The organism is Microbacterium oleivorans (assembly GCF_001644225.1).
Taxonomy (GTDB): domain Bacteria; phylum Actinomycetota; class Actinomycetes; order Actinomycetales; family Microbacteriaceae; genus Microbacterium; species Microbacterium gawkjiense.
In genome coordinates this window covers 308451-319990 of sequence record NZ_LSTV01000003.1, presented here as the reverse complement: position 1 = coordinate 319990, position 11540 = coordinate 308451, and the positions used below count along the sequence as shown (strand labels likewise).

The window sequence follows — 11540 nt, the reverse complement described above, 5'->3', positions numbered from 1 at the left end:
TGCCACGCGGGTCGGCGCCGTGACGGGCATGTGACGCCCGGTTTCGATCCGGCCGCCGCGTACCGTGGAGCCATGACGACGATCGCCCCCTACGGTTCCTGGATCTCGCCACTGTCCGCCGCCGACGCGTCTGCTGCGGCCGCGCGGTTCGACGGCGCGCGGTACGTCGGCGACGAGATCTGGTGGGGCGAGTCCCTGCCCGACGAGGGCGGCCGGACGACGGTGCGCCGCGCGGCCGACGACGGCAGCGCGATCGACGTGCTGCCCGCGCCCTGGAGCGCCCGGTCCCGCGTGCACGAGTACGGCGGTGGGTCGTGGACGACCTCCGACGACGGCCGTCTCTTCTTCGTCGAGAAGACCGACCAGCGCGTCTGGATGCTCCGCCCCGGCGGCGAGCCCGAGGCCCTCACCCCCGTCGACGACCGCGCCCGCCACGGCGGCCTGCGCTGGCAGGCGGGCACCCTGCTAGCCGTCCGCGAGGTCCACGGAGACTCCCCCGTCCCCCGCAGGTCGATCGTCGCGATCCCGCTCGCGGGCGGCGAGGTGCGTGAGCTCGTCGCCGGGAGCGACTTCCTCGCTCAGCCCGCCCTGTCGCCCGACGGCCGGCGGCTCGCCTGGGTCGCGTGGGACCACCCGGACATGCCGTGGGACCGCACGCAGGTCCGCGTCGCGGAGCTCGACGACGGCCTCGTGTCGACCTGGCGGACGGTGACGTCGGGCGCGACCGCCGCGCTGCAGCCGGAGTGGGATGCCGCGGGCCGCCTCGTCTTCGTCGACGACCCGACGGGGCGGTGGAACCTCCGCCGCGAGGACGCGGCATCGGCCGAGGGATCCGTGCCGGTCGCACCCGCGGACGCGGACACCGGCGGCGGCCTGTGGGTGCTCGGCGTGCGGTGGTACGCCCCGCTCGCCGACGGCGGATTCGTCGCCGTCCGCACGAACGGCGCCGACGAGGTCGTGCGGATCGGCGCGGACGGCGTCGTCGCCGCCACGGACATGCCGGCGCGATCCCGCGTCGTCGTCGAGGACGTGGCGGGTTCGCGCGCGCTCGTCTCGGGGACGGGCCCTGGGATCACCGGCATCTGGGAGATCGCCCCGGACGGACGCGCGCGCCTCGTCCGCGGCACACCCTCGGGTCTGGGCGCGGAGTGGATCCCGCCGGTACGCCCGCTGACCGTCCCCGGACCGCACGGCGAGGTCCACGCTTACGACCACCCGCCGACGAGCCCGGACTTCGCCGCCCCCGAGGGCGAACTGCCGCCGTACCTCGTCCTCGTGCACGGCGGCCCGACGGCGCACGTCGGCGGCGTCGCCGACAGCCGAATCACCTTCTTCACGAGCCGCGGCATCGGCGTCCTCGAGGTCAACTACGGCGGCTCGACCGGGTACGGACGCGCCTACCGCGAACGATTGCGGGGGCAGTGGGGCGTCGTCGACCGCGACGACGTGGCGGCCGCGGCATCCGGTCTCGCGGCGGAGGGACGAGCGGATGCCGCCCGCATCGCGATCGGCGGTGGTTCTGCCGGCGGGTGGACCGTCCTCGCCGCCCTCGTCGGGACGGACGTGTTCAGCGCGGGCATCTCCCGCTACGGGGTGGGGGATGCGCGGCTGCTGGCGACCGACACCCACGACTTCGAGGCGCGCTACCTCGACGGGCTGATCGGGCCCCTGCCCGAGGCCGAGGCGCTCTACCTCGAACGCTCACCCCTCGGCCACACGGAGGGCTTCCGCGTGCCGGTGCTCCTGCTGCAGGGCGCCGACGACGCGGTGGTGCCGCCGTCGCAGGCCGAAGCGATCCGGGACGCGCTGGCGGCGAAGGGCGTGCCCCACGCCTACGTCCTGTACGACGGCGAGGGGCACGGCTTCCGACGGGCGGAGAACGTCATCCACGCGCTCGAGTCCGAACTCGCCTTCCTGGGCGAGGTGTTCGGTTTCGAGACGCCCGGCGTCCCGGCGATCACGCTCAGCTGACCGCGGGCGCGCTCAGCGGGTGAAGGGCGCGAGCTCCGCGGCGAGTCGCTCCGACACGTGCGCGTGGACGGCGGTGCCGCCCTCCTCGTGGCGCGTCGACAGGATGTGTCCGGACTCGTGGACCGCGTTGACGAGGTCGCCGCGGTCGTACGGCACGAGCGCCCGGACCTCGACGGCCGGCAACGGCAGGGCGTCCTCGATCGTCGCGCGCAGCTCGGCGACGCCTTCGCCTGTCCGCGACGAGACGAAGTGCGCCTTCGGCTCGAGCCCGCGCAGCACGAGCCGCGTGTCGGGGTCGATGAGGTCGGCCTTGTTGAACACGACGATCTCGTTCGTCGAGCGAGCGCCCACGTCGCCCATCACATCGCGCACGGTCGCCAGCTGCGCCGCCGGATCGGGGTGCGACCCGTCGACGACGTGCACGATGACGTCGGCGTCGCCGACCTCCTCGAGCGTCGAGCGGAACGCCTCGACCAACTGGTGCGGCAGGTTGCGGACGAACCCGACGGTGTCGGTCAGCGTGTAGACGCGTCCGTCGGCGGCCTGGGCCCGGCGCACCGTGGCATCCAGCGTCGCGAACAGGGCGTTCTCGACGAGGACACCCGCGCTCGTGAGCTTGTTCAGCAGGCTCGACTTGCCGGCGTTCGTGTACCCCGCGATCGCGACCGAGGGGATCGTGTTGCGCTTGCGCTCGGCGCGCTTGGCGTCGCGGGCGGGCGCGAAGTCGCGGATCTGCCGGCGCAGCATCGCCATGCGGGTGCGGATGCGGCGACGGTCGAGCTCGATCTTCGTCTCACCGGGACCGCGCGAGCCCATACCGGCACCGCCGGCACCGACCTGGCCACCCGCCTGACGGCTCATCGAGTCACCCCACCCGCGCAGGCGCGGGAGGAGGTACTCGAGCTGGGCGAGCTCGACCTGCGCCTTGCCCTCGCGGCTCTTCGCGTGCTGGCTGAAGATGTCGAGGATGACGGTCGTGCGGTCGATGACCTTGACCTTGACGACGTCCTCGAGCGCACGCCGCTGGCTGGGGGCGAGCTCGGTGTCGGCGATGACGGTGTCGGCGCCGACGGCGACGACGAGGTCGCGCAGTTCCGCGGCCTTCCCGCGGCCGATGTAGGTCGCCGGGTCGGGGTGCGGACGCCGCTGCAGCACGCCGTCGAGGACGACGGCACCGGCGGTCTCGGCGAGCGCCGCGAGCTCGCGCAGCGAGTTCTCGGCATCCTCCGTCGATCCCTGCGGGTAGACGCCCACGAGGACGACGTTCTCGAGGCGAAGCTGCCGGTACTCGACCTCGGTGACGTCCTCGAGTTCGGTCGACAGGCCGGGGACGCGGCGCAGCGCGGCGCGCTCCTCGCGGTCCCATTGCTCGCCGTCGGTGTCGCCGTAAGCGACGGTGCTCTCGTCCTGCAACGCCTGTGCGGCGCCGAACACGCGCACCCCCGAACGCGCTTCGGCGCGCGCGAGCACGCGGTCGACCGGGTCCACCGGTTCGTCCGTCGTGGCAGGGGTGGTGGTGTCTGTCATGTGATCCTTTCGCGGCCTCGCGGCCATCCGTGAACTCTAGCTTCCCGCGCCCGGGACCGCCTCCGCTACGCTCGTCGCATGGGGAGCGACCATTACTTCAGCGCGTCCCCGTCCAGCTCTGAGAACCTCCGCCGCATCCGTGTGTCCCTCGCCGGTCGCGATGTCGAGGTGACGACGGCGGGCGGGGTGTTCAGTCCCGACCACATCGACGGAGGGACGGCGGTGCTCCTGGCGAACACTCCCCCACCACCGGCCGGCGGTCATCTGCTCGACCTCGGATGCGGCTGGGGTCCGATCGCGCTGTCCCTCGCCCTCGACGCCCCGCGCGCCACGGTCTGGGCCGTGGACGTCAACGAGCGGGCTCTCGACCTCGTCCGCCGCAACGCGGAGGAACTCGGCCTCGACAATGTCAACGCCGTGCAGCCCGAAGATGTTCCGGAGGGTGTCGCCTTCCGCACGATCCGCTCGAACCCCCCAATCCGGGTGGGTAAGGACGTCCTGCACGGGATGCTCGAGACCTGGATCCCCCGGCTCGCCGAACGCAGCGACGCGTGGCTCGTCGTCCAGCGCAACCTCGGCTCCGATTCCCTGCAGCGCTGGCTCGCCGCCTCGCTGGACCGCGGCTATTCGGTCAGCCGCGCGGCGACCGGACGCGGCTTCCGCGTGTTGAAGGTGCGTCGCCACGGCACGCCCGCGACGGGCACGATCACGCTCCCCTGACGTCGCCGTCCGGCTCAGGCGAGGGTGATCTCGCCGGAGAAGACGAGGGATGCCGGTCCGGAGAGGAGCACCCGCTCCCCCGCATCCGTCCGGACCACACGGACCCCCAGGCGACCGCCCGGCACATCGACGGTCCAGCGGTCCGGCGCGCCGGTGCCGGCCCAGTGACGGACGGCGAGCGCGGATGCCGCGACCCCCGTCCCGCACGAGAGGGTCTCGCCCACGCCGCGCTCGAACACGCGCATGCGGATGGCGCCGACGCCGTCGGTGACGAGGGGCTCCTCGGGGACGACGAACTCGACGTTCGCGCCGGCGGCGGGCTCCGGGTCGAGGAGGGGCTGCACGGACAGGTCGAGCCCGGCGAGCTCGTCCTCGCTCGAGAGCGCGACGACGACATGCGGGTTCCCGACGTCGATGCCGAGACCGGGTCGGGCGACCTTGAGCCCGCGGGCGCGAACGAGGACCTCGTCCGCCATCGGTCGCCACAGGCCCAGGTCGACCTCGAAGCCGTTGTCGGCGAGGGTGACGGTCTTGGTGCCGGCGCGGGTGCCGATGCGGAGGGTCTCGCCCGGCGCGAGCGTCGCGAGCCCGGCGCTGAGCAGGTACTTCACGAAGACGCGGACCCCGTTGCCGCACATCTCGGCGACGGATCCGTCGGCGTTGCGGTAGTCCATGAACCATTCGGCGTCGGGCGTCTGCGCGCCGGCGTCGACGGCCGAGGAGCGCACGACCCGCAACAGCCCGTCACCGCCGATGCCGAAGCGACGATCGGTGAGGGCGGCGATCTGCTCGCCGGTCAGGTGCAGGTCGCCGTCGGGATCGGCGACCACGACGAAGTCGTTGCCCGTCCCGTGGCCCTTCGTGAATGCGATCGTCGACACCCGACCAGTCTAGGCGCGGGCCGCGGCGCGGACGCCGGTCACCGCGAGTGCGGTGCCGCCGCCACCAGGCGGGCGCCGGGGGTCCCGGCATCCACCCACCGGATCCCGGGGTACCGGCGGAACCACGACACCTGACGGCGGGCGTACCGCCGCGTCAGCGCCTGGGTCTCGGCGATCGCCTCGTCCTCGGTCATCCGGCCGGCGAGCTGCGCGAGGGCCTGCGCGTAGCCGATCGCGCGGGGCGCGGTCGGGCCCGACTCGAGCCCATGCGCCCGCAGCGCCTCGACCTCGGCGAGCAGACCGTCCCGCCACATTCCGCGCACCCGCTCGTCGAGTCGCGCCACGAGCTCCTCGCGCTCGAGGTGCACGCCCACGATCGTCGTGTCGGGATGCCACAGTACGGGCGCGTCCGGAAGCGCGGCGCCGTGCGTGTCGGCGCCCTGCAGGAGCACCTCGAGGGCGCGGACGACGCGTCTGCCGTTGCGCGGATCGAGGCGGTCGGCGGCATCCGGGTCCACTTCCCGGATGCGGGCGACCAGCGCCTCGGCGCCGTCCGCGTCGAGGTCCGCCTCGAGACGGGCACGCAGGGCGGGATCACGCGGCGGGAACCGGAAGTCGAAGACGACACTCGAGACGTAGAGGCCCGACCCGCCGACGAGGATCGCGTCACCGCCGCGGTCGAAGACCCCGCGGATCGCCGCCCGCGCGCGCTCCTGGTAGACGGCGACGGCGACGTCCTCGGTCACGTCGAACTCGTCGAAGAGGTGATGCGGGATGCCGCGACGCTCCGCCTCGGGCAGTTTGGCCGTCCCGATGTCCATGCCGCGGTAGAGCTGCATGGCGTCGGCGTTCACGATCTCGGCAGGCCGACCGCGACGGATCAGCTCCTCGGCGATCTCCAGCGACAGCGCGGTCTTTCCGGTGCCGGTCGCGCCGACGATCGCCCACAGGCGCGCCGCGCCCACGGGGTCAGAGCCCGGGCGTCGCGGTGCGCAGCGCCGGCAGGCCGAGCGAGACCGCGCGGGGCCCCGCCTCCCCCGCCGGGGCGGGCACGCCGCAGGAGTCCGCCTGCGCGCGGTCCCACGCGTCGCCGGCCCGCGTGCGGCGGATGCGCAGCGGCGCGCCGTCGGGGCTGTCGGCGAGCAGGTGGAACGGAGCGGCGTGGGTGATCACCGTCGTGACGACGTCGCCGGGGCGCGGCGTCGGCGATCCGTCGGGAACCTCGAAGTGCACGAGGCGGTTGTCCTCGGCGCGACCGGTCAGGCGGCGCGTTGCGGCATCCTTCTTCCCCTCCCCGGTGGACACGAGCACCTCGACCGTGCGACCGAGCTGGGCCTGGTTCTCCTCGAGGGAGATCCGCTCCTGGAGGGCGACGAGGCGGTTGTACCGCTCCTGCACGACCTCCTTCGGCACCTGGTCGGGCATGGTCGCCGCAGGCGTGCCCTCGCGGATCGAGTACTGGAAGGTGAACGCGCCGGCGAACCGCGCCTGCTCGACGACACGCATCGTGTCCTCGAAGTCCTCGTCGGTCTCGCCGGGGAACCCGACGATGATGTCCGTCGAGATCGCGGCGTGCGGCATCTTCTCGCGCACCCGGTCGAGGATGCCGAGGAACCGCTCGCTGCGGTACGAACGACGCATCGCCTTGAGGATGCGGTCCGATCCCGACTGCAGGGGCATGTGCAGCTGCGGCATGACCGCGGGGGTCTCGGCCATCGCGTCGATCACGTCGTCGGTGAAGGCCGCCGGGTGCGGGCTCGTGAAGCGCACCCGCTCGAGACCGGGGATCTCGCCGGCGGCGCGCAGAAGCTTGCTGAAGGCCTGCCGGTCGCCGAACTCGACGCCGTAGCTGTTGACGTTCTGACCGAGCAGGGTGACCTCGATCGCGCCGTCCTCGACGAGCAGCCGGATCTCGTTCAGGATGTCGCCGGGGCGACGATCCTTCTCCTTGCCGCGCAGGCTCGGGACGATGCAGAACGTGCACGTGTTGTTGCAGCCGACTGAGATGGAGACCCAGCCGCTGTGCGCGGAGTCGCGCTTGGTGGGGAGGGTCGAGGGGAACACCTCGAGGGACTCCAGGATCTCGAGCTCCGCCTCGCCGTTGTGGCGGGCACGCTCGAGGAGGCTCGGAAGCGACCCCATGTTGTGGGTGCCGAAGACCACGTCGACCCAGGGTGCCTTCTGCTGGACGGCATCCTTGTCCATCTGGGCCAGGCACCCGCCGACGGCGATCTGCATGCCGTCGTGCTTGTCCTTGCGGCTCTTGAGGTGACCGAGCGTGCCGTACAGCTTGCCCGCCGCGTTGTCGCGGACCGCGCACGTGTTGATCACGACGACGTCGGCCTCGGTCCCCGCATCGGCGCGCACGTACCCGGCCGACTCGAGCGATCCTGAGAGCCGCTCGGAGTCGTGGACGTTCATCTGGCACCCGAACGTCCGCACCTCGTAGGTGCGCGGCCGGCCGTCGGCGGCGCGCGCGGCGGCGGACGGGGCGATGAGGGTGGGGGCAGCGGAAGGGCTGGTCATGATCAGGCCATTCTACGAGCCGTGTCGCGGTGCCGGAGGCGGCGCCGCTCAGCGCAGGAGCGAACGGATGCGGCCCGCCGAGATCGCGCTGAAGACGACCGCCACGGCGAGCAGGATCGTGACGGCCGCCCACGCGGGCACCGTTGCGGACCCGACGGCGATGTCGATGCCGTAGAACTCCGACAGGTCGGCGACCGCCTTCGTGTCGCCTCCCGTCACCGCCTGGAGCGTGCCCTCGGTGAAGGGGCGCCGCAGCAGCATCGCCCCCTGCGCGAAGGGCAGCGCGTTGATGACGTCGGCCACGGTCTCGGGCAAGGAGCCGACCGGGATGTACGAGCCCGCGACGAACCCCAGCACGGTGCCCACAACGGTGGAGAACGCGGAGTAGGCCCCCGTCGTGGTGAGGAACGATGCTCCGAAGCACCCCAGCGTCGTGAACGCCGCGCAGCACAGGAGCATCGCCCCGAGGGCAGCGGCGATCTGCTCCGGCGGCAGCCACGTGCCGCGGACGAGACCGAGGTGCAGGACGGTGAGGACGAAGATGATGCCCGACATGAGCACGGCGACGGTGACCGAGGAGATGAGGTAGCCGAGCACAAGGTGCGTTCGCCGGATCGGGGCGACCAGGAAATCGCCGAACCGCCCCGTCGCCCGATCGTCCACGAACACCGAGACGGCGCCGATGCCCGAGGTGACCGTCGTGAGCAGGACGATGCCCGACAGCATCCAACTGTCGACGAACGCCTCGATCTCGCCGCGGCTCGCGCGAGGCAGGGACTGCTCGAGCCCGTCGACCTGCAGCCGCGCGAGGAAGAGCGTGTACAGGAGGAAGAGGATGAGACCGCTCAGCAGCGAGAAGAAGACGTTGAGGCGGTCGCGGGAGAAGAGGGTGAGGTTGCGGCGCACGATCGCCGCGACGATCCTCACGCCGCATCCTCCGTTTCGTCCCGTCGGCCCGTGAGCGCGAGGAACACGTCGTCCATGCGCCCGTGCCGGAACTCGAAGTCGCGCACGCCGTCGCCCAGGACGGCGAGGATGCGGCGCGCCTGGTCCGCGCCCGCCACGGGGACGACCAGCACCTCGCCGTCGCGTTCGACCGTCGCGGCGTCGACGTCGGGATGGGCGAGCACGGCCGCGGGGTCGTCGGTCGTCACAGTGAGGATGCTGCGGCTGAACCGGGCGCGCAACGCGGTCGGCGTCCCCTCGGCCACGATGCGGCCCGCGTCGATGATGCTGACCTGATCAGCTTCCTCGGTCTCTTCCATGTAATGGGTCGTGAGGAAGACGGTGAGTCCCCGCTCGCGGCGGAGTCTGCCGATCGCGGCCCAGACCGCGACGCGGCTGGCGGGATCGAGGCCCGCCGTCGGTTCGTCGAGGAAGAGGATCGCCGGCTCGTGCAGGAGAGCGCGGGCGATGTCCGCACGACGGCGCTGGCCGCCGGACAGCCGTCCGTACGGGCGCCCGAGGACGTCCTCGAGCTCGATCAGCTCGGACAGTTCGGACAGACGCACACCGAAGCGCCGCCGGGACACGCCCGACAGGGTCGCCCGCAGGGCGAGGTTCTCCCGCACCGTGAGGCCGTCGTCGAGGAGCGAGCGCTGGAAGACGACGCCGATCTCGGACCGCACCGCCTCACCGTCGGCCGCCACGTCCCGGCCGGCCACCCGCACGCGACCCGCATCGGCCCGGAGCAGCGTCGTGAGGCATCCGATCGTCGTCGACTTGCCCGCGCCGTTGGCGCCGAGGAAGGCGAAGAGCTGCCCGTCGGGGACGGTCAGCGAGATCCCGTCCACCGCCCGCACCGCCCGGTACGACTTGACGAGTCCCTCGACCTCGATCGCCACTGCACGCCCTCTCCGACGTGCGATGCGCACGTGGGGCCGAGTCTGTCAGACGAGGCCGCACGACGACACCGTCGACACGGGAGTCACGGCTCGAAACGAACCCCGCTCCGTGGAGACACGCTGAGTTCATCCAGCGCCTGACGCGCCACCGACAGCGCGACGGCGCCGTACCCCCGTCGGGCGAGCTGACCTGCCAACCGCCGCAGCGCGGCATCCCGCTCCACGCCCACCAGTCCGCGCGCCTTGGTGCGGGCGAACTCGAGCGCGCGCTCCGCCTCGTCGTCGGGAAGCTGTGCGAGCGCCTCGTCGACGACCTCTCGCGGGATTCCTCGCTGCGAGAGCGTCTGCGCGATGGCCTGACGACCCTGCGCCTTGCGGGAGGTCGCCTTGTCGATCAGCTGCTCCGCCAGGGCGGCGTCGTCGAGGTACCCCAACGACAGGAACCTGTCGATGATGCCCTCGGATGCGGCCTCGTCGAGGTCGTGCTCTCGGAGAGCCGATCGCGCCTCCCGGACGGACAGCGACCGCGTGCGGAGTTTTCGCAGCAGCGTCCGCTCCGCCGCCGCAGCGGCCTCATCCTCCTCGGCGGGGACGAGCACGGGAAGGGTTCCCGTCGCCGGATGGGCGGCACGCGCGGCCCGCTCCGATTCCGATCGCTCGCCGATCCACGTCGCATGCCACGGCTGCGCCTCGGTATCGCCGGAGGATACGGATGAGCGCTCGACCCGCTGTCCGAAGAGGGGGATGACGGGGGCGAGCGAGTCGCGCTCGCCCCCGTTCCGGTCCGTCATGATCAGGCCGGGCGGCGAGCCGCCAGCTCGTCGGGCGTCGCGGCATCCGCTGCAGCCTGCTTGGGCTGGCCGATGCCGAGCTTCTGCTTGATCTTGGTCTCGATCTCGGCTGCCACATCGGTGTTCTTCAGCAGGAAGTTGCGGGAGTTCTCCTTGCCCTGACCGAGCTGCTCGCCTTCGTACGTGTACCACGCACCCGACTTCTTGACGATGCCGTGCTCGACGCCGAAGTCGATGAGACTGCCTTCGCGCGAGATCCCGACTCCGTAGAGGATGTCGAACTCCGCCTGCTTGAAGGGAGGCGCCATCTTGTTCTTGACGACCTTCACACGCGTGCGGTTGCCGACGGCCTCGGAGCCGTCCTTCAGCGTCTCGATGCGACGGATGTCGAGGCGGACGGACGCGTAGAACTTGAGCGCCTTACCGCCGGCGGTGGTCTCGGGCGAACCGAAGAACACACCGATCTTCTCGCGGAGCTGGTTGATGAAGATCGCGGTCGTCTTCGTCTGATTCAGACCACCCGTGATCTTGCGGAGGGCCTGCGACATGAGGCGCGCCTGGAGACCCACGTGGGAGTCACCCATCTCACCCTTGATCTCGGCCTCGGGGACGAGCGCGGCGACGGAGTCGATGACGACGAGGTCGATGGCGCCGGAGCGGATCAGCATGTCGGCGATCTCGAGCGCCTGCTCACCCGTGTCGGGCTGCGAGACGAGCAGGGCGTCGATGTCGACGCCCAGCTTCTCGGCGTAGGCGGGGTCGAGGGCGTGCTCGGCATCGATGAAGGCGGCGATGCCACCGGCGCGCTGCGTGTTCGCGATCGCGTGGAGCGTCAGCGTCGTCTTACCCGAGGACTCCGGACCGTAGATCTCCACGACACGGCCGCGGGGGATGCCGCCGATGCCGAGGGCGACGTCGAGCGCGATGGAACCGGTCGGGATGACCTCGACGGGAGCGCGCTCGTCGCTGCCCAGTCGCATGATCGATCCTTTGCCGAACTGGCGATCGATCTGGGCGAGGGCCGATTCGAGGGCCTTCTCGCGGTCGGCAGGTGATGGCATGTCGTGCTCCTTCGTGCTCGCGGTTCCGTCGCCCGTAGGCTGTCGCGATCGTCACCGACGGTTCGGATTCTGCGACAGGGCGGGGGTGTCATCTGACGTCGTTCACGTTAGGAGGACCCTCCGACATCCATCTGTCGGCGCCTGCTTCCGTGGATGACGTCTCTACGACACCCGCTGTGAAGGAGACTACGCCCGCATCGAACGCATCTTCGATACGAC

The 11540-nt window shown here is 71.6% G+C and carries 10 protein-coding genes; 2 read left to right on the top strand and 8 right to left on the bottom strand.

All coding sequences use genetic code 11. The annotated features are described in order from the left end of the window. Positions 1–72 precede the first annotated feature (72 nt). Complete coding sequence (locus AYL44_RS10330; RefSeq protein WP_064003199.1) at positions 73–1971, top strand: S9 family peptidase; 1899 nt, start codon at positions 73–75, stop codon at positions 1969–1971. 12 nt (positions 1972–1983) lie between these two features. On the opposite strand, the gene hflX is transcribed toward AYL44_RS10330, so the two are convergent. Beyond that, complete coding sequence (gene hflX, locus AYL44_RS10325; RefSeq protein ID WP_064003198.1) at positions 1984–3498, bottom strand: GTPase HflX; 1515 nt, start codon at positions 3496–3498, stop codon at positions 1984–1986. Positions 3499–3576: 78 nt separating this feature from the next. On the opposite strand from hflX, the gene AYL44_RS10320 reads away from it, so the two are divergent. Beyond that, positions 3577–4218 (top strand): class I SAM-dependent methyltransferase, encoded by a 642-nt coding sequence (locus tag AYL44_RS10320; protein ID WP_064003197.1) that lies wholly within the window; start codon positions 3577–3579, stop codon positions 4216–4218. Between the two features lie 14 nt (positions 4219–4232). Here the strand turns inward: AYL44_RS10320 and dapF are convergent, their stop codons facing one another. The 7 genes from dapF to recA form a co-directional block, all read right to left on the bottom strand. Next, positions 4233–5099, bottom strand: coding sequence for a diaminopimelate epimerase (gene dapF, locus AYL44_RS10315; protein WP_064003196.1), 867 nt, complete (start codon positions 5097–5099; stop codon positions 4233–4235). Positions 5100–5137: 38 nt separating this feature from the next. Continuing rightward, on the bottom strand, positions 5138–6064 hold the full coding sequence (miaA, locus tag AYL44_RS10310) for a tRNA (adenosine(37)-N6)-dimethylallyltransferase MiaA (RefSeq protein ID WP_064003195.1): 927 nt from the start codon (positions 6062–6064) through the stop codon (positions 5138–5140). 4 nt (positions 6065–6068) lie between these two features. Further along, positions 6069–7625, bottom strand: a complete 1557-nt coding sequence (gene miaB, locus AYL44_RS10305; protein ID WP_064003194.1) for a tRNA (N6-isopentenyl adenosine(37)-C2)-methylthiotransferase MiaB — start codon at positions 7623–7625, stop codon at positions 6069–6071. Between the two features lie 48 nt (positions 7626–7673). Beyond that, the gene (locus AYL44_RS10300) at positions 7674–8552 is read right to left on the bottom strand and encodes an ABC transporter permease (protein ID WP_064003193.1); all 879 of its coding nucleotides are present in this window, start codon (positions 8550–8552) and stop codon (positions 7674–7676) included. After that, positions 8549–9469 (bottom strand): ABC transporter ATP-binding protein, encoded by a 921-nt coding sequence (locus tag AYL44_RS10295; protein ID WP_064003192.1) that lies wholly within the window; start codon positions 9467–9469, stop codon positions 8549–8551. Before AYL44_RS10295 ends, AYL44_RS10300 begins: the two co-directional genes overlap by 4 nt. Positions 9470–9552: 83 nt before the next feature. Further along, positions 9553–10260, bottom strand: coding sequence for a regulatory protein RecX (locus AYL44_RS10290; protein ID WP_064003191.1), 708 nt, complete (start codon positions 10258–10260; stop codon positions 9553–9555). Positions 10261–10262: 2 nt separating this feature from the next. Beyond that, entirely contained in the window at positions 10263–11321 is a 1059-nt protein-coding gene (recA, locus tag AYL44_RS10285; RefSeq protein ID WP_064003190.1) for a recombinase RecA, read from the bottom strand. Positions 11322–11540: the final 219 nt, after the last annotated feature.

What these genes read in the sequence shown, in the direction of transcription:
- miaB (WP_064003194.1), bottom strand. Translation starts at nt 7,625, where the DNA reads ATGACCAGCCCTTCCGCTGCCCCCACCCTCATCGCCCCGTCCGCCGCC.
- recA (WP_064003190.1), bottom strand. Translation starts at nt 11,321, where the DNA reads ATGCCATCACCTGCCGACCGCGAGAAGGCCCTCGAATCGGCCCTCGCC.
- hflX (WP_064003198.1), bottom strand. Translation starts at nt 3,498, where the DNA reads ATGACAGACACCACCACCCCTGCCACGACGGACGAACCGGTGGACCCG.
- AYL44_RS10290 (WP_064003191.1), bottom strand. Translation starts at nt 10,260, where the DNA reads ATGACGGACCGGAACGGGGGCGAGCGCGACTCGCTCGCCCCCGTCATC.
- AYL44_RS10320 (WP_064003197.1), top strand. Translation starts at nt 3,577, where the DNA reads ATGGGGAGCGACCATTACTTCAGCGCGTCCCCGTCCAGCTCTGAGAAC.
- AYL44_RS10330 (WP_064003199.1), top strand. Translation starts at nt 73, where the DNA reads ATGACGACGATCGCCCCCTACGGTTCCTGGATCTCGCCACTGTCCGCC.